This window comes from Methylobacterium sp. NPDC080182 (genome assembly GCF_050281105.1).
Lineage (GTDB): Bacteria > Pseudomonadota > Alphaproteobacteria > Rhizobiales > Beijerinckiaceae > Methylobacterium.
In genome coordinates this window covers 1-18,084 of sequence record NZ_JBNNWO010000015.1, presented here as the reverse complement: position 1 = coordinate 18,084, position 18,084 = coordinate 1, and the positions used below count along the sequence as shown (strand labels likewise).

General features: G+C 66.2%; 14 protein-coding genes, 1 tRNA gene, 2 pseudogenes and 1 riboswitch. Of the genes and pseudogenes, 7 read left to right on the top strand and 10 right to left on the bottom strand.

What is annotated here, in order from left to right:
* Positions 1–6 precede the first annotated feature (6 nt).
* The 3 genes from ACQKQD_RS24270 to ACQKQD_RS24260 form a co-directional block, all read right to left on the bottom strand.
* Positions 7–1,077, bottom strand: coding sequence for an acyltransferase family protein (locus tag ACQKQD_RS24270; RefSeq protein ID WP_427509794.1), 1,071 nt, complete (start codon positions 1,075–1,077; stop codon positions 7–9).
* A 116-nt stretch (positions 1,078–1,193) separates the two neighbouring features.
* Entirely contained in the window at positions 1,194–1,568 is a 375-nt protein-coding gene (locus tag ACQKQD_RS24265) for a restriction endonuclease (protein ID WP_427509793.1), read from the bottom strand.
* A 15-nt stretch (positions 1,569–1,583) separates the two neighbouring features.
* On the bottom strand, positions 1,584–2,414 hold the full coding sequence (locus ACQKQD_RS24260; protein WP_427509792.1) for an alpha/beta hydrolase: 831 nt from the start codon (positions 2,412–2,414) through the stop codon (positions 1,584–1,586).
* A 114-nt stretch (positions 2,415–2,528) separates the two neighbouring features.
* Positions 2,529–2,634, top strand: a riboswitch (TPP riboswitch).
* A gap of 71 nt (positions 2,635–2,705) precedes the next feature.
* Here ACQKQD_RS24260 and thiC point away from each other — a divergent pair.
* A complete protein-coding gene (gene thiC, locus ACQKQD_RS24255; protein ID WP_091680898.1) occupies positions 2,706–4,592 on the top strand; it encodes a phosphomethylpyrimidine synthase ThiC in 1,887 nt (628 codons plus the stop codon).
* Between the two features lie 22 nt (positions 4,593–4,614).
* Here thiC and ACQKQD_RS24250 read toward each other — a convergent pair whose 3' ends face one another.
* Entirely contained in the window at positions 4,615–5,133 is a 519-nt protein-coding gene (locus ACQKQD_RS24250) for a TY-Chap domain-containing protein (RefSeq protein WP_128083392.1), read from the bottom strand.
* 254 nt (positions 5,134–5,387) lie between these two features.
* Between ACQKQD_RS24250 and ACQKQD_RS24245 the strand changes: the two genes are divergently transcribed.
* Complete coding sequence (locus tag ACQKQD_RS24245) at positions 5,388–5,726, top strand: flagellar protein FlaG (protein WP_020092829.1); 339 nt, start codon at positions 5,388–5,390, stop codon at positions 5,724–5,726.
* A gap of 10 nt (positions 5,727–5,736) precedes the next feature.
* On the opposite strand, the gene ACQKQD_RS24240 is transcribed toward ACQKQD_RS24245, so the two are convergent.
* Both ACQKQD_RS24240 and ACQKQD_RS24235 read right to left on the bottom strand, forming a co-directional pair.
* Positions 5,737–6,561, bottom strand: a complete 825-nt coding sequence (locus tag ACQKQD_RS24240) for a class II glutamine amidotransferase (protein ID WP_091978876.1) — start codon at positions 6,559–6,561, stop codon at positions 5,737–5,739.
* A gap of 118 nt (positions 6,562–6,679) precedes the next feature.
* Positions 6,680–8,449 carry an N-acetylglutaminylglutamine amidotransferase gene (locus ACQKQD_RS24235; protein ID WP_427509791.1) on the bottom strand — a complete coding sequence of 590 codons (1,770 nt, stop codon included), beginning with the start codon at positions 8,447–8,449 and terminating at the stop codon, positions 6,680–6,682.
* Between the two features lie 254 nt (positions 8,450–8,703).
* Between ACQKQD_RS24235 and ACQKQD_RS24230 the strand changes: the two genes are divergently transcribed.
* Positions 8,704–8,778 (top strand) — tRNA-Gly (locus ACQKQD_RS24230).
* 172 nt (positions 8,779–8,950) lie between these two features.
* Here ACQKQD_RS24230 and ACQKQD_RS24225 read toward each other — a convergent pair.
* Positions 8,951–10,115 (bottom strand): annotated as a pseudogene (locus tag ACQKQD_RS24225) (IS3 family transposase).
* 154 nt (positions 10,116–10,269) lie between these two features.
* Positions 10,270–10,875, bottom strand: coding sequence for a DUF2239 family protein (locus ACQKQD_RS24220; RefSeq protein WP_427509790.1), 606 nt, complete (start codon positions 10,873–10,875; stop codon positions 10,270–10,272).
* Positions 10,876–10,993: 118 nt separating this feature from the next.
* Between ACQKQD_RS24220 and ACQKQD_RS24215 the strand changes: the two genes are divergently transcribed.
* A complete protein-coding gene (locus ACQKQD_RS24215; RefSeq protein ID WP_427509873.1) occupies positions 10,994–11,329 on the top strand; it encodes a GIY-YIG nuclease family protein in 336 nt (111 codons plus the stop codon).
* Positions 11,330–11,352: 23 nt separating this feature from the next.
* Positions 11,353–12,255 carry an alpha/beta fold hydrolase gene (locus tag ACQKQD_RS24210; RefSeq protein WP_427509789.1) on the top strand — a complete coding sequence of 301 codons (903 nt, stop codon included), beginning with the start codon at positions 11,353–11,355 and terminating at the stop codon, positions 12,253–12,255.
* Positions 12,256–12,469: 214 nt separating this feature from the next.
* On the opposite strand, the gene ACQKQD_RS24205 is transcribed toward ACQKQD_RS24210, so the two are convergent.
* On the bottom strand, positions 12,470–13,108 hold the full coding sequence (locus ACQKQD_RS24205) for a TetR/AcrR family transcriptional regulator (protein ID WP_427509788.1): 639 nt from the start codon (positions 13,106–13,108) through the stop codon (positions 12,470–12,472).
* 73 nt (positions 13,109–13,181) lie between these two features.
* Between ACQKQD_RS24205 and ACQKQD_RS24200 the strand changes: the two genes are divergently transcribed.
* Both ACQKQD_RS24200 and ACQKQD_RS24195 read left to right on the top strand, forming a co-directional pair.
* Complete coding sequence (locus tag ACQKQD_RS24200; protein ID WP_427509787.1) at positions 13,182–14,342, top strand: FAD-dependent monooxygenase; 1,161 nt, start codon at positions 13,182–13,184, stop codon at positions 14,340–14,342.
* Between the two features lie 1,524 nt (positions 14,343–15,866).
* A complete protein-coding gene (locus ACQKQD_RS24195; protein ID WP_427509786.1) occupies positions 15,867–16,421 on the top strand; it encodes a hypothetical protein in 555 nt (184 codons plus the stop codon).
* A gap of 371 nt (positions 16,422–16,792) precedes the next feature.
* Here the strand turns inward: ACQKQD_RS24195 and ACQKQD_RS24190 are convergent.
* Positions 16,793–17,878 (bottom strand): annotated as a pseudogene (locus tag ACQKQD_RS24190) (methyl-accepting chemotaxis protein); the annotation flags it as partial.
* Positions 17,879–18,084: the final 206 nt, after the last annotated feature.

The following is an 18,084-nucleotide window of genomic DNA, read 5'->3' as shown; positions in this document are numbered from 1 at the left end:
GGTCCCTCAGGTCGCCTGCAGGGCCGGGCTCGGCTTAGGCCCGGACCCGGCCAGCCGGAACCGGCGCGGCCGGACGAACAGCAGGTCGAGCGCCGTCCCGCGGACTAGCCGCTCCAGCACCAGCGGCAGGATCACCGCCATCGCCATGACGGTCAGGCTCGCGAGGCCGATATCGGTGATCGCGCCGGTGCGCACGAGGATCTCCCGTGTCGCCGCCATCGGCAGCGAGAAGGCGAGGTAGATCACGATCGAGCGCTGGCCGCAGGTCCGGACCGCCTCGGCGACCGGACCGCCGGCGCGGCCGATGAGAGCCGCCGCCACCACGATCGCGAGGGCTCCGGCCGCGCCGAGGGCGAGGCTCACCAGCGGCAGGCTGGCGAGGGTCGGATGATCCGGCAGGCTCGACGGGGTCAGCGCGAGCCAGCCTTCCAGGACCGCCCAGGCGGCGAGGCCGCAGAGGGCGAGCGGGACGCGGCGGCGCGCCGCGTCGGCGAGCGCGAAGATCCGCCCGGCGAACAGGTAGCCCGCGACGAAGTAGACGTAGCGGGCGCAGAACTCCTCGATCAGGGTCGACTCGCTGCGGATGTCGGCGATCTGCAGCAGGGCGGCGCCGGCGAGGAGCACGCCGCCGGGCACGCGGCGCAGGGCCTTGGTGACCACCGAGAACACCGCCAGCAGGTAGATGAACCAGAGGCTGGAATAGGGCTCGATCAGTGCGTGGGCGAGATGCACCGCGAAGGCCGCGGGACCGGCATCGCCGACGATCTTGCCGTACTTTGCGACCGACTGGATCACCAGCCAGAGCAGGTAGAAATAGGCGAAGTGGACGACCCGGCGGTCGGAGAACAGGCGCCAGTCGCGGTCGATCACCCGTCCCACGAACAGGCCGGAGAGCAGGAAGAAGTCCGGGATCCGGAACGGCTTCGCGAAGGCGACGACCGGGTGGAGGAAGCCCTCGCCGCCCATGGCCTCGCCGGTGCCGATGACCGAATGCATCATGACGACCAGGAGGATGCAGATCCCCTTGGCGATATCGACCCAGGCGAGTCGATCCCCCGTATTCCCGACCCCGGCCATCGTCCGAACCCTCGCGATCGGGGCGATCCTGGACCGGTTCGGGTTGACGGCAAGGAACGGGGCGGCGGCCACCTGCGGATGTGACGAACGCCCGGTAAACGCCGGCCGGGCAGGTGTCAGATCTTGCGGCGCGCCGACTTCCGCTCGCGGGTCATGCGCGTGGCGGCGTGGAAATCGTCGGGCTTGCCGCGGACCCAGACGAGGAAGCGCGCGATCTCCGGATCGGCGCGCAGGGCCTCGACGTCGGCGAGGCGCTTGGCGATCTCCGCCTCGCTGTAGCGGGCGTGGATCGCCGAGTGGCAGATCTGGTGCAGCCGGACCGTGCCGCGATGGGTCCCGCCCTTCAGCTTCGGCGTGAGGTGATGGAGGCTGGAGCGGGCGCGGCGCGGGATCGGGCGCTCGCAGAGGGGGCAGACCGGGTCCGGCGGGCCCGGGACGCCCGGCCCGTCCGGATCCTCGGCGCTCCAGCGCTGCGAGCGCCGTCCGACCACGCGAGCCTCCCTCTCCTACCCCTGCTGGTCCACCGGCTGCGGGCAGGCCGGACCGACGCCCTGTCCGAACAGCGCCTCGGCCTCGCGATCTCGGCTCCCCAGGATGGAGACGTGGTCCCCGGGGATCACGTCGATCCGCGCCCGCGGGCCGGCCGCCTCGGCGAGGTTCCGCGCCAGCTTGGCCGGCACCACCGTGTCGTCGCGGCCCTGCACGATCAGCACGGGCGCCGACCCGTCGCGGATGCGCAGGTCCGAGCGGTACGTGTCGCGCAGGAGCCAGATCGGGGCTAGCGGGACATGCAGCCGCACGGTGTGGATCATCGAGTCGAAAGGCGCCTCCAGGTACAGGCCGATCGTCGGCACCCGTTCGGCGACGGCCACGGCCACGGCGGCCCCGAGGGAGTGTCCGTGGAGGAGGATCGGCGCGTCGGGCGCCCGCGCCCGCGCGGCCTCGACGGCCGCCAGCCCGTCGCGGATCAGCCCGTCCTCGCTGGGGCTGCCGGTGGAGCCGGGATAGCCGCGATAGGCCACAGTGAGCACGCCCCAGCCGCGCGCCCGCCAGGGCTCCGCGGCGAAGCGGGCCGCGTGCGGCTCGGGGCGGGACCCGTTGCCGTGGAAGCTCACGACGACGCCGCAGCCCGGCCGCGGAGGCCGCCACAGGCCGTGCAGGGTCTCGCCGTCGGGGGTCGCGACCGTGATCGTCGCGAGGCCCGGCGGGATCGTCCACGGGTTCTGCGGCCCGAAGGCGCCCGGATAGAGGAACCGGCGCTGCCCGAGCGCGAGCGCGACGCAGGCCAGCCCGCAGAGGAGGAGCGCGGCGAGCAGGAGGCCGGCGATGAGGCGCATTGCGGTGCGATTGCGGCGGGGGAGAACGCGTGCGTTCGGACGAACGGTTTCGGGGATGTGTTTTCTAGGGCGGCCGGTCAGCATTGACAAAGCCGTCCGCGGGCCCGAGTCTGGAACCGTTCCGAGGGGGGCCCTGAAGAGGGCTGAGATTGGGCACGCTGCCCTGACCCTTGAACCTGATCCGGCTCATACCGGCGGAGGGACGGGAACCTGCGGTCGCATCTCGCGCGACCTCATCTCATCTCGGCCATCGCGTGGACCGGACCGCTCCAGCACGAGGAGAGGCCCACGATGAACGCACCCGTTCTCCCGAAGGACGTGAAAGGCAGCCCCGAGACCGTGACCACGGGTCCGGTCACCGGATCGCGCAAGGCGTACGCGAACCCGGCCGGGCGGCCGGACATCCGCGTCCCCTATCGCGAGATCGTCCTCTCCGATCCGAAGGAGGAACCGGTGCGGGTCTACGACCCGTCGGGCCCCTACACCGAGACCGATGCCCGCATCGACCTCAACGCCGGCCTTCCCGGCGTGCGCGAGCCCTGGGTCGCGGCCCGCGGTTACGCGGCCGTCGCGCCGCGGGCGGTGAAGCCCGAGGATAACGGCTTCGCGGGCGACAAGCTCGTGGCCCCCTGCCCCGCCGAGCGGACCATCCGCAAGGCGGCCCCGGGCCAGATGGTGACCCAGTACGAGTTCGCCCGCGCGGGGATCATCACCGAGGAGATGATCTACGTCGCCCATCGCGAGAACGTCTGCCGCGAGGCCATGCTCGCGGGCGCCGAGGCCGCGCTCGCGGACGGCCAGAGCTTCGGGGCCTCGGTCCCGCCCTTCATCACCCCGGAATTCGTGCGCGACGAGATCGCCCGCGGCCGGGCGATCATCCCGGCCAACATCAACCACACCGAGCTGGAGCCGATGGCGATCGGCCGGAACTTCCTGGTCAAGATCAACGCCAACATCGGCAACTCCGCCGTGACCTCCTCGGCCGCCGACGAGGTCGAGAAGCTCGTCTGGTCGATCCGCTGGGGCGCCGACACGGTCATGGACCTGTCCACCGGCCGCAACATCCACAACATCCGCTCGTGGATCATCCGCAACAGCCCGGTCCCGATCGGCACGGTGCCGATCTACCAGGCGCTGGAGAAGGTCGGCGGCGACCCGCTCAAGCTCGACTGGGAGGTCTTCAAGGACACGCTGATCGAGCAGGCCGAGCAGGGCATCGACTACTTCACCATCCATGCCGGCGTGCGCCTCGCCCACGTGCCGCTGACCGCGCGGCGCGTCACCGGCATCGTCTCGCGCGGCGGCTCGATCATGGCCCGCTGGTGCCTCGCCGGGCACCGGGAATCGTTCCTCTACGAGCGGTTCGACGAGATCTGCGACATCATGCGGGCCTACGACGTCTCGTTCTCTCTGGGCGACGGCCTGCGCCCGGGCTCGATCGCCGACGCCAACGACGCCGCCCAGTTCGGCGAGCTTGAGACGCTGGGCGAGCTGACCAAGGTCGCCTGGGACAAGGGCTGCCAGGTGATGATCGAGGGCCCCGGCCACGTGCCGATGCACAAGATCAAGGTCAACATGGAGAAGCAGCTGAAGGAGTGCGGCGAGGCGCCGTTCTACACCCTCGGCCCGCTGACCACCGACATCGCCCCCGGCTACGACCACATCACCTCGGGCATCGGCGCCGCCATGATCGGCTGGTTCGGCACCGCGATGCTCTGCTACGTCACCCCGAAGGAGCATCTCGGCCTGCCGGACCGGGACGACGTGAAGACAGGCGTCATCACCTACAAGATCGCCGCCCACGCCGCAGACCTCGCCAAGGGGCATCCCGCCGCGCAGCTCCGGGACGACGCGCTCAGCCGCGCCCGGTTCGACTTCCGCTGGGAGGACCAGTTCAACCTGGGCCTCGATCCGGATACCGCCCGGCGCTTCCACGACGAGACTCTGCCGAAGGACGCCCACAAGGTCGCGCATTTCTGCTCGATGTGCGGGCCGAAATTCTGCTCGATGAAGATCACGCAGGACCTGCGCGCCGAGGTGCTGGCGATGGAGGAGGCCGGCGAAGTCGTGGGCGCGGCGCCCGCGATGTCGAAGGCCGAGGCCGAGGCCGGCATGCGGGCGAAGTCGCAGGAATTCCTGGCCGAGGGCGGCAAGCTCTACGTCGACGCCGCCGAGTGAGATGGCGGCGCGCCCGGTCCGCTCAGGATTCGGGCGCGCCGCAGCCCCGCCCCGGCGTTCCGCCGTGCGGGGCCTCGATATCGAGAATGTCGCCCGGGCGGGCGCCGTAGGCATCGTGCAGCGCCGCGAGCATCAGATCCGCGGCGATGCCCGTGTCGGGCGGCGATCCCAGCTCCACCAGGCGCGCGAAGTTCTCCGCCGGGTCCGCCTGGACGTATCCGAGCGCCGCCAGCGCCTGCCGTGCCGTCGCATCCAGCCGCAGGCGCCTTCGGCCGGGTGGCCCGTAGGCGCCCGACGCGGCCTCGCAGAACATCCGCGTATCCCGATCCTGGAAGATGCACTGGACGTAGCGCTGCGCCTGTCCGTGCGGCGCGACGACGATGAAGCGGTCGCGCGAGACGTCGACCGGCCCGCGCCTGTGGATGGCGTCGAGACGCTCCACGACGGCGCAGCGGTGCTCGCGGATGAACGGCGCGCGCGTACCCGGATCGCCAGCCGCGGCCGGCGCGGCGAGCGCGGGACTGGTCGCCAAGACGAGCATCGCCGAGATCCTGTACATCGCGTGCTCCACGCTGCGCGGGGCGGGCCGCAGTCCCGTTGCGGGAAGACGAACCGGCTGGGCGCCGAGTCGACCCAGGAGAAAATTCAGCACGGATTTGTGTCGCTCCGGTAACGCGATGTTCATCGCATCTCCGATCCCGCCGCATCATCCGGTGGACCGGCGGTCGCCATTAAGGAACGATTAGGCAGGACCGCGCCTCAATCCTTCGATCACAGGATCGCAGGAGACCGGCGATGGAGATCCGAACGCTGACATCCACGACGCCGGGGCCGCAAGGCCTCGACGCGCTCGGAGCGACGGCCGCCGCCGCCGTGACCCAGCAGGCGCCCGAGCCCGAGACCTCCGCCAAGCCGCTCGAGCCCGCGGTGAAGCTCGACATCGGCACGAACGGCGGCAAGGCGCGGTACATCCAGGATCCGGACACCAGCTCGATCGTGTTCCAGGTGGTCGATCCGTCGTCCGGCAACGTGATCGACCAGCTCCCGAGCGAGACCGCCCTGCGCAATCGCGCCTACGATTCCGCCCGCAGCACGCAGGGTTCGCAGAGCGGCAGCCTCTCCCGCGTCGCCTGAGCGGAGTCGCTCAGGCGCGCAGCCGGCGGACCGAGTCATCGACCGGCGGCGCGGCCAGGCCGAACTGCGCCAGCGACAGGATCTCCACCGGCGCGTCCCGCCGCGCGACGAGCACGCTGTTCTCGGCGACCGTCGTCCAAGTGCCGTGATCCCGGTCGAGCGGCTCCGAGGCGACGACCACGCCGCCCTCCGAAGCGCGGTAGTAGAGCGAGTTCGCCTTGTCGTTCGCGGCGTAGCGGAACGCGTAGAGATCGCGCCCGTCGGCCAGCGCCGCGGTGAACCGGAACGGATGCGGCCCGGCGAGATCCGTGAGGCGCGCGAGCGCGCGCGCCGTCGCCTCGACAGGATCGCGGCGCGGCCCCGGTCCCATCAGGCCGCAGCCCAGCAGCCCGAGGAAGATCGCTTCGGAATCGGTGGTCCCCGCGCGCGACGGGTACAGCTCGTCCGGGATCAGCGCCTCGACCGGGCGCCGCAGGCGGCTCCAGTCGCCGATATAGCCGTTGTGCATGAACAGCCACGGACCGCAGGCGAAGGGATGGCAGTTCGGCCGGGTGATCGGCGTGCCGGTCGCGGCGCGCACGTGCGCGAAGAACAGGTGCGAGTGCAGGTGCCGGCACAGGTAGCGCAGGTTGTCGTCCGACCAGGCGGGCTGGACCTCGCGGTACCGGCCGGGCTCCGGGTGATCGCCGTACCAGCCGAGCCCGAACCCGTCGCCGTTGGTCGCAGCGGTCGATTCGAGCGCCGCGATACTCTGCGAGACGAGGCTGTGGGACGGCTCGGTGACGTAGTGCTCCAGCGGGATGGTGCGTCCCGCGTAGGCGATCCAGCGGCACATCGACGGGCTTCTCCGGGTGTCTGTCGACCGGCTGATCCGGGACGATCGTGGACAAAGCGCGGCACCTTGAGCGCGCGATCGATCACGATCCGTCGCGAAAGGCGTGCCGCGGCCCGTCTCAGACGCCGTGCGTCTGGAGCCAGCTCTCCAGAAGGGCCACCTGCCAGAGCTTCGAGTTGCCCTTGGGCGTCAGCGTGCCGTCGGGATCGGCGAGCAGGTGATCGACGTAGGCGCGGTTGAAGATGCCGCGCGTGCGCGCCTGGGGCCGGTCCAGCACGTCGCGGACGTAGTCGAGGAACGGGCCGCGGATGTGCTTCAGCGCCGGAACGGGGAAATACCCCTTCTCGCGGTCGATCACCTCGGCCGGGACGACCGCCCGCGCGGCCTCCTTGAGGATGTACTTGCCGCCGTCCCGGACCTTGAGCTCCGCCGGGATGCGGGCCGCCAGCTCGACGAGGTCGTGGTCGAGGAACGGCACCCGCGCCTCGAGGCCGCAGGCCATCGTCATGTTGTCGACCCGCTTGACCGGATCGTCGACCATCATGACCTCCTGGTCGAGTTGCAGAGTCTTGTCGATGGCGCTGTCGCTCCGCGAGTTCGCGAAGAAGGTCGCGATGTAGTCGGTGCTGTGATCGCCGCCGACCATGTCGGGCGTCAGGGCCTCCCGCATCTCGGCATGGTCGCGGTCGAAATACGCCTTCGCGTAATCGGCGACCGGGTCCGTCGAGCCCATCAGCTTCGGATACCAGTGATAGCCGCCGAACACTTCGTCGGCGCCCTGCCCGCTCTGGATCACCGTCACGTGCTTGGCGACCTCCTGCGAGAGCAGGAGGAAGGCCACCGCGTCGTGGCTCATCTGCGGCTCCGACATCGCCGCGATGGCCGCGGGCAGCGCCTCCAGTGTCCGGGTGCCGTCGACCGCGAGCTTCGTGTGGTCGGTGGCGAAGGTCTCGGCGATGATGTCCGAGTACTTGAACTCGTCGCCTTCGACGCCGTTCACCGCGTCGAAGCCCACCGAGAAGGTCTTGAGGCCGCGCTGGCCACCGCGCGCCAGCAGGGCCACCAGCAGCGAGCTGTCCAGGCCGCCCGAGAGGAGAACCCCCGTCGGGACGTCGGCGACCTGCCGGCGCTCGACCGCGGTGCCGAGGGCGTCGAGGACGGCCTCGCGCCAGTCCGCCTCGGTCCGGCCACGGTCGGCCGCGCGGGGGCCGATCGCCAGGGTCCAGTAGGTCGACGCGTGCCGCGTCCCGTCCCGCTCGATCGTCAGGATCGTCGCCGGTGGCAGCTTGCGCACGCCCTTGAGGATGGTGAGCGGGGCCGGGACGCCCGCGTGCCAGCTCATGTAGTGGTGGAGCGCGACCGGATCGACCGCGGTATCGACGTCTCCGGCGGCGAGCAGGGCCGGGAGCGACGAGGCGAAGCGGAAGCGGCCCTTCGACTCGCTGTAATAGAGCGGCTTCACGCCGAGCCGGTCGCGCGCCAGCACGACTCGCCCGGAATCCCGCTCCAGGATCGCGAAGGCGAACATGCCGGCGAAGCGCTCGACGCAGGCAGTTCCCCAGGCGTGGAAGGCCTTGAGCACCACTTCAGTGTCGCTCGTCGAGAAGAACGCGTAGCCCTTCGCCTCGAGTTCGGCGCGCAGCGCGCGGAAATTGTAGATGCAGCCGTTGAACACGATCGCGAGCCCGAGGGCGGGATCGATCATGGGCTGCTGCCCGGCCTCGGACAGGTCGATGATCTTGAGCCTGCGATGGCCGAAAACGACCCGGCCGGAACCGAAGAGCCCCGCTGCGTCGGGCCCGCGCGGCCGCAGAGATCCCATCATCGCGTCGACGGCGGCGGGGTCCGCCGGCCGGTCGAAGCAGATCTCGCCGCAGATTCCGCACATAGTGTCAGCAGGGTCTCGGTCCGGCGCCACGCGCGCTTCTTCGAGCGAAACGGCTCGCGCGCCGCGGCGTTCCGCCGACCCGGCCGGGACGCCGCGCCGGGCTCACGCGGGGTCGCCCGGGGATCACGACCGGGAGATGCCGGACCCGTTTGACGCCATCGCCGTCGAACTGCTAGACCATGGCCGTACATGAGCGCACGGCGCCGTTCGGAGCTCGCGCTCCGCGACAGACCTTATCCGTGCCGACCATGTCGGCGGGCGTAGTTCAGTGGTAGAACGTCAGCTTCCCAAGCTGAATGTCGTCGGTTCGATCCCGATCGCCCGCTCCAATCCTCATAAGCACTTCGTAGGGGACCGTGGTACGCTGACAGGCGAGCGTACCACCGTCAGCCGAATCAACGCTCGCTTCCGCGTAGTCCGAGCGCCCGCGAACTGCCACGCTGCCGGGACAACGCCCCTCACCTGACCTGGCCGGTATTTTGGCCCGGGCCGAGTGGGAGGCTACTGCATGGTAGCGGCCATGGGTAGCCGGAAGGCCAGATCTGGGAAGCTGACAGGCGCAGGTGGCCGATAGCCAAGCGACGAATGCGGTCGGACGCGGTTGTAGGTGGATGGCCACAGACCAATCACGATCTGCGCCTCCTTCAGCGAGTCGAAGATCTCTTGGCGTAGGCACTCGTCGCGCCGCCTACCGTTGAAGTTCTCACAGTACACGTTCTCCCACGGCGATCCCGGTGCGATGTACTGGATCTGCGAGCCAGCTTTGGCGACCCACTGGCGCACCGCCTTCGAGATCATCTCAGGGCCATTGTCGCAGCGGATGTGCTCCGGGATGCCGTGCAGGCACATGGCGTCGGCCAGTGCCTCGATCACACCGAGGCTGTTGATCCGCCGCGCCACCTTCAGCGCGAGGCACGCCCGGCTGTGCTTGTCGAACAGCGTCAGGATGCGCAAGGTTCGGCCGTCGTGCGTCTGGGCCTGCACGAAGTCGAAGCTCCAGACGCGGTTGCGGCGGAGCGGGCGCAGCCGCACGCACAAGCCGTCGTTCAGCCAGAGACGGCTGCGCGGCCGATGCTTCTGCGGGACCTTCAGCCCCTCGCGACGCCAGATGCCCTCATCCTGAGGTTCTCGAAGGATGAACCCGGTCCTTGCCCACCGGCCAGCCGTCTGCCTGCAGCAGCGCGGTGACGCGGCGATAGCCATAGCGCCCGTACTCGGACGCCAGGGCGATGATGGCGCGGGTCAGCGCATCCTCGTCCGCCAACAAGGTCGGCACGTAGCGTTGCGTGCCGCGGTGCTGACCGACGATCCGGCAGGCGTGACGTTCGGAAGAGACCGTACTTCTCCCGGATCCCGTCCACCGCCTGCCGGCGTCGCTCGGGGGCTACAAGTTTCCCGAGGCGACGTCCGCCAGCACCTGATCCTCCAAGGATAGATCGGCTACCAGCCGCCGCAGCCGCGCGTTCTCGCGCTCCAGGCTCTTCATCTTCCTGGCCTGATCGACTCGGAGACCGCCGTACTCCTTGCGCCAGCGGTGATAGCTCTGCTCGGAGATCTCCGCCTCCTTGCACGCCAGCGCCAAGCTCTTGCCCTGGGTCGTCTGCACCTCGATCTGGCGCAGCTTCAGCACCACCTGCTCCGCACTCGTCTTCTGACCTCGCCGCATGTCCAACTCCCTCGGGCCCAACTGATCCTCTCAATCAGCCCGGTCCAAAGCCAGCCGGTCAGGTCAGTTTCCGGAATGTCAGCTTTCTGACGCGGATCTGGAAAAGCTGCCGTTGCACGGGGCGGACCTCAGCCATCGGCCGTCGTTCGCTGGCTCAGGTGAGGGCTGCGAGCTTCAGCGCATGGTCTCGGATGTCCGGTGGCCATGCGGTCATGCGCTCGGCAAAGCCGTTGGCATCCCCGGCGAAAAGCGCCCGGATCACCTCCTCAAACCCGGGCAGATCGCCAGCCAAAGCCGAAAGGAAGCGGTAGGCGGCCTCTCTCGCGGCCTTCATCAGGGTCTGCCTACCATCTGCCCGCCGCGCTTCATCAACGAGGCGCCGCAACGCTTGCGATGCACCTCCTGGCTGGGATGCAAGCCACTCCCACTGACGGGGAAGCAGCGTCACCTCGCGGGCGATGACCCCGAGTTTCGGGCGACCTCGGCTTCTTGGCGCACCATCAGGATCCGTTCGGCTCTCGACGGTGCTCGTAGCGTCTCCCGCATTCGCGAGTTCGGCGAACCGTGCGGTGATGTCCGCCTCTGTTCCACGCAGATCGAGGTCCATGACGGAGCCCGACCTGTCGTCGAAGGTCAGGATCGGATCGCCTTCTTCCGCCGCCCGCGCTTTCACGGCGAGAGCCACGTCGATCAAGCGACCGCTGGCGAGCCGCTGCACACCCGCGAACGCGGTGAACGTCCTGATTGGGTCTTCAGGCATGGCGCCTCCATCCTCTCCACCTTAGCCGGATCGACCACTTGATGTCAATTTTACCCGGGTGATATTGCGTCACCGGGGTGCCTTCGATAGCGTCGCCGCCAAGCTGTGAGGGCACATGATGAGAATGGAAGACCGAAAGGCGGCCGTGAGCGCCTACAAGAAGCGAGACGTCGACAGCGGCATCTACGCTGTCCACTGCATGGCCTCCGGTGAGGTTTGGGTTGGCGGCGCGCCCGACCTGTCCAAGATCCAGAACCGCCTCTGGTTCACGCTCCGGCAGGGCACGAACACGCACCGTTCGCTCCAGACCGCGTGGAATGCGCATGGAGCCGAGGCGTTCAGCTTCGAGATCGTCGAGCGGTTGGACGCTGAAGAGATCGCGCACGTCCGTGACCGGGTGATGAGGGAGCGCCTTATCCAGTGGGCGGAGCAACTCCGGGCCGTCCGGATATGAGCTCGGAACTTAGGTCAGCCCATGTGGCGGCCAACGGCATCACCCTGGCCTACGACAGCTTCGGCGACGGGGCGGCTGACACGATCCTCCTGATCGCTGGGCTCGGTACGCAGATGATCCGCTGGACGGACGCCTTCTGCCTTGAGTTGGTGACGCGCGGCTTCCGCGTCGTGCGGTTCGATAACCGGGACACGGGACGCTCAACCCACTTCGCTGAGCATGGCGCGATGGACTTTGCGACCTTAGCCTCGGCGCTCACTGAGGGACGGCGGCCGGAACTCGCCTACACGCTCGACGACATGGCCTCGGACGCGCTCGGTCTGCTCGATGCCCTGTCCATCCGCCGAGCCCACATTGTCGGCCGCTCGATGGGCGGCATGATCGCCCAGATCCTGGCGAGCGAGCACCCGTCTCGTGTGCTCTCGGTCGCCTCAATCATGTCGACCACGGGAAATCCGGACCTGCCGTCGGCAGGGCCTGACGTCATGACGATGTTGATGCGCCCCGCCCCCGATCCCGCCTTGGACGAGGCTGGTTTCCTCGATCACGGCGTTGCCTTCGCGCGGCGCATTGCAAGTACGGCACATCCATTCGACGAAGAGGCCCACCGTGCTCTCCTCTGGGAGGAAGTTCGGCGAGGCCGTGCGCCGGGTGGGTTCGGACGCCAGATCGCAGCGGTTGGGTTAGCTGGCGACCGCCGGTCACGGCTCGCCGCGATCACGGCGCCCACCCTTGTTGTTCATGGGACAGAGGATCCTCTGTTTCCGCCTGCCTGCGGCGAGGACACCGCGGCCGCGATCCCGAATGCGGAGATGATGTTGATCGCCGGGATGGGGCACGATCTGCCGCCATTTCTGTACCGGACCATTGCCGATGCAATCGAGCGAACCGCTTGCCGTTCAAGCATCTCGATTTCGGGACTGTAGAAGGGCCTGAATCCACAGGTTCAAGCGACCGCTTTTAAGAAGGCTGTTGTGCCGTCCCTTTGGCGATAGTGGGTCGATAGCAGACCGTCCACTTATTTGTCAGATCGGCTTCAGGGCAACGGATTCGTTGTTGCGAATATAATCGCGGTAACCGCGCACAGCCCTGAGCAACCCCCACAATATCTGCTGCCAGTCATTGCGCCTTCAAATATTCTCATCCCGCTTCGGCATAGGGAGTTCCTGCTGCCGCGCCCGCGGCGGCTTGGAAACCACGATCGATCAGACGAAGAAAGACGCGACCGGCAGCCGCGGCATCGCCGGGCGTTTCAGCCACCTTGTACCCTTCGAAGAAGGCGACGCTCCACGTCGCCACGAGCAAGCCCGCCACCAGATGCGCGTCGGGATCGTCCGCGGGTCGATCAACCGCCTCTGCCATCATCTCTGCCAAAACGCGCGTGAACTCGCTGCACATCTGACGGGCGCGCGCCTTCAGCGCCTCGCTGGCCAGTGCCGTCGCCACGAACCTCAGCGACGCACCGAAAAGCGGGAGGAGAGGGTTCCGGTCCTCGATACAACGATGAGCGAGCAAGCGCAGTGCCGTGACCGGGCTTGCTCCCTCATCCCGCCCGTGGAAGGCCGCGGCCACCATTCCGCGTACCTCATCCTCACGATCGAAGAACATGTCCTCCTTGCGGGGGAAATGGTTGAACACGGTCATGCGGCCGACATCGGCAGCCTCCGCGATCTCGTCGACCGTCACCCGGTCGAAGCCGTGCTCCATGAACAGACGCGTGGCTGCATCGGAGATGGCTTGGCGCGTCGCCAGCCGCTTCCGTGTGCGCCTGTCCAGCATGGGGCTTGCCCGTTCCTGCACGTCTATATATACTCAGTATAGTTTCATATCGAGATCATTCTGAGGTGACGGCATGCCTACGTCAACCGTGGTATCCGGTGCGTCCTCCAGCAAAACGCGAGCCGCACTCGTAAGCGGCGCGAGCTTCGCCGGCTTGGCCACAGCATTCTGGCTGAACCAGCTTGGATACTGCGTCACGGTAGTTGAGGTCGCACCGGGTCTGCGGCGCGGCGGGACGCCCGTCGACATCGAGGGCGAGACAATCGCAATCCTGACACGCATGGGCTTGATGGACGCCGTTCGCTCTCGAACGCTTCCCCCTCGACGCTTCGCCTTCAAGGATGCGGAAAACGCAACGCTGGGCGATATGGCCCACCACCCAGACGATGAGGCGGGGCCGCGCTACGAGATCCACCGCGACGACCTGTTGGATGTTCTGTGCGGCGCGATCGATGGCGATGTGGAACTGCGGTTCAACCGTTCGATCGTGGCGATTGAAGAGCGTCCGGAGGCGGTGTCGGCGACGTTCAGCGACGGCAGTCAGCACGAATTCGCACTGATATGTGGTTGCGATGGAAATCGCTCCAATACGCGCAGACTGGTGTTCGGCGACGGTGAGCAGTTCACCCGTTTCATGGGCGGATATTTCTACCTCAAAGTCGTGCCAGACACCGGACTGCTCGAACCGAACAGCTCGGAGCTTTTTGCCGTTCCTGGGCGGATGGCGATGCTGAACGGCTATGACGATCGTACAGATATTGGCTTCGGGTTTCGCACAGCCGGCGAGATCGAATACGACTACCGGAACAAGGATCAGCAACGTCGCCTGATCAGGGAAAATTTTTCCGGTCTGAAGTGGAAAGTACCGGATATGCTCGCTCGTATGGGCGAGGACAACGACTTCTATTTTGATCGTATCAGCCAGATCAGGATGCCGACGTGGTCTCACGGGCGCATCGTTCTTGTCGGCGACGCAGGCTATTGCGTGTCCCCGTTCGCAGGCCTCGGTGGCTCGATGGCCATCATCGGCGCGGGAAGGCTGGCCGACGCCTTGGCGCGGCATCCGGACAACCATGCCGCCGCATTTCATTCTTATGAGGAAGGGCTACGGCCGTTTGTTGAGCAAGTACAAGAACGGGCCGCGATCGACAGCATACAGATGCTATTTCCCGGCGACGATGGCGAAATGGCAGAGCGAGATCGTAAGCTGGCCATCGGTGACATCGGCGTTTGACGGCCGCTTTGGAGAAGCTCCGACGGCAGTCCCACTGGCCGAGTTGGGTCCCATGCGGGCCGTCCGCTCGGGGTCGAAACCGGCTGCCCCTAACCCAGCAAACTGGCCCGAAGGCCATACTTCAGGGCAGACCACGCCAGTGGGGGCGGATCAGGAGAGGATAGGGTGTTGCAGAATTTTCTCCCCAACACCCTATCAGGTTTAAGGGTTACTTTAGATCAGCGCGACATGACATCAGCTGACCGAGCCCTCCGATCGAAGCCCCAAAAACCGCCCCGCCTATCGCCGGTAAGCTGCCGAAAAATGCCGCGGGTACTGCACCGCTGATCGCGCCTACCACTGCAGCATTGCGCATCGCCTAAAGGGTACATGAAGGCGGCACAGTGCCGCCAGCCACATTCATAATCTCTTCGTCATTAAGTTCGCGAATGGTATCGGTAAGTTCGCGGATAGCTGCATATTTTAGCTCCTCCGTTTCAAACCATATCGCAGGGTCTTTGCAGGACCTCTTTGAGTCCTGGAAAGACCGTAGCAGACGATCTCCCGCCTGCCACTAGTAAAGATGACCTATGAACTTGCGGATGGACCCTGCGCTAAATGTCGGAAGGGTGGCAATTTGTGGCAGCAGAAGGACGGTTCATGACGATCGGTGTCCTGATCCTGGTCGGCGCCTGCGGGGTCCTCGTCGGGATCGTCATCGGATACGTCGCGGGGACGCGACTCAGCCAGGCCTTCGCGCGGCTGCCGGTGACGGACCGCTCCCCCGCCGCGCAGGCGCTCCGGATGGTGGACCGCGTCGCGATCAAGCACCGCCTCGCGCGGGACGTGTTGTTGAAGGAGATGATCGGTCAGCAAGGCGGTAGGACGGAAGTTTTTGTGTCCTTCCAAGGAAACGGGCGAACAGGCCCGGTAAGCGTTACAAGGCCGCCGCAGCCGCGGGCGGATAGGTGGGGTCGAACTTCGACTGTCGGCTTTTTGTTGCCGCCCAGACTTAGGATGGGCACGTCGGGTGCCGATTCGAGTGGGGCAGGAGGTAGAAAGTCCTTTCAGCCTACTCCAACGTAGAGCTAAGGGTTTTTCGCGCAGGCCGCACAGTTTCGCAACCGCCGTGAGAAGCAGACACCGTGCGACAGGTCGTTGTAGGTCCAACCAAACCAGAGTGGTCCCTGCTGGCTCGAACGTCGGATTTCAGCTGCAGCGGAACGACTGGTTGCTGTCGCTAGATTATTTGCCAAGTGGCCGAAGAGCGTCCGCTTTCGTGGAGCGCTGTTGGCTATCGGAACGCGTGGGTCGGGTCGATAGAAGGCAGTCCGCTTCTCAAATCGACCTTCCGAAGCGTTGTTCCGCTTACGGCCAGACTTGAACACGTGGATGACGCGGCTGATCATACGCTGGTCGTTCACGCGCCGTTCGCTCAGGGTGTTGTTCGACAGATGCCGTGACTCCTTGGCACGGATGTTGGCGATAGTGTAACGTGACCGAATGAAACGTCGAATAGTCATAATTGCAATGATCGTATCCTTGATGGCAATTGCAGAATTCTTCATGACGCATAAAATCTCTAAGCATCCCGCGAGAAATCCGCACCCCATCAAGCGCTATGATGTCATCGCCACTTCAAACGCTCCCGAGCCGTGGAATTCTATCGCGGGATACATTGGATATGAGATCATAAACAGGGAATGTCTGCCAATTGACTCATTTCTAGGTCAGCAAGACGTGCCGAATTTTGGAATTAACATCGAAATGGAACGCGTAGACGATCATACTTGGAAAGGACATTTCTTCCGTGATGCTTGGCAGGATGCAGATATTTACAATCTCGGTATCTGTCATTGGGATGTCACCAGCGCAGGTATTTCTGCGATTGCCAGAAAAGTGAGGTTCAACTGGAGCCACACGTTAACTACCCTTTTGCGTGATGGCATTCAGACGAGCTACTTCAAGAAAAGCCTATACGGAGATGCTGGTGCCGTGCGTTATGGCGCACAAGCCTTCACCGCCGAAGACCCCGAGGTATTGCAAGCACCGAGTGCGTATTTTCCTGTCACTATCGCTGTCGAAAACGTACCCCGCTGAAACATACCAATCAAAACAATCCTCAACATCACCGCTCATTTATTCGAGGCAATATGAAGCAGAAATTCCATTTTTATAGTATCGATTGATAAGCTAGATTGAACAGAACATTAAGTAGTTCTCAAATATACCAATGTTTCGAGACACAAACATCTTGTAGGTCTAATTTCCATAAAATTGGTTCGGGCGGTATCCAGCTGAATGTCGGCTTTGGAGGACATCGCGATCCGCGTTGAACGTCAAGATTGGGTCGACAGCCGAAGGGCGGCTACGGGTTAATTTCCGCCGGTCCGCCGCCCCTCGAAAATGAAGCGGAAGCGGACTCTCGGTGGTTAGATCCTCGATAGACGATCAGCGTTGATAGGATTGTGTCAGGCGGTGCGGACGGTGGCGAGGAATCGGCTGACCTCCGCGGTCAGGTGCTCGGATTGCCGCGACAGCTCCGAGGCCGCCGACAGGACCTGGCCGGCCGCCGCCCCCGTCTCCTCCGAGGCCTGCGCCACGCCGGTGATGTTGCCCATCACCTCGTTCGTCCCCGCCGACGCCTGCGCCACGTTGCGCACGATCTCCTGCGTGGCCGCGCCCTGCTCCTCGACAGCTGCCGCGATCGAGGTGGCGACGCCGCTGATTTCGCGGATCCGGTCGGTGATGCCGGCGATCGACGTCACCGCCTGCCCGGTCGAGGCCTGGATCTGCGCGATCTGGCCGGAGATCTCGTGCGTCGCCTTGGCAGTCTGCTCGGCCAGGGCCTTCACCTCGGAGGCGACGACCGCGAAGCCCTTTCCGGCGGCCCCGGCGCGGGCCGCCTCGATGGTGGCGTTGAGGGCCAGCAGGTTGGTCTGGCCGGCGATGTTGGAGATCAGCCCGACCACGTCGCCGATCCGCGACACGGCATCGCTCAACTGCCGGACGAGGGTGCCGGTTTGATCGGCCTCGCTCACCGCGAGCTGCGCGAGGCTGGCCGATCCCTGCACCTGCCGGCAGATCTCCTGCACCGACGAGCCGAGCTCCTCGGCCGCCGCCGCCACCGTGCTGACGTTGGAGGCGGCTTCCTCGGCCGCCGCCGCCACGGTCGTCGACTGGCTCGCGGTCTCGGTGGCCGTGGCGGTCATCGCCTGCGCGGTCGCCTGCAACTCGGTCGCGGAGGATGACACCGTGCCGATGATGCCACCGACCGCGGCCTCAAAGCCATCGGCCATCTGCCGCATGCCGGCCTTGCGCTGCTCCTCGGCGGCCAAGCGCGCCTGCGCGGTCTCCTCTTCCAGACGGCGGGTGCGGATCAGGTTGTCCTTGAACACCTGGACGGCCGCCGCCATCGCACCGACCTCGTCGCGGCGCGCGCGGTGGGGCAGCTCGCCGCCCGTGTCGCCCGCGGCCAGGCCGGTCATCACGCCCGTCATCGCCTGGATCGGACGCGAGACGTGCAGCAGCACGAAAGCGGCCGCGCCGCAGGCCGCGAGCACGCTCAGTGCGATGAAGAGATAGGCCGTCAGGGTCGCGGACTCGGTCGCCGCCATGGCGCTGTCGGCACCCACGTGCGCGCTACGCTCGTTCAGGGCAACGTCCTGGTGAGGGTCCCCCAGATTTTGGTCCGGCCGGAAGGTGAGCTTCCGGATCTCATTCGGCGGCCTGCAGGGCCGCCGCCAGGGCAAATTCCTGGGGC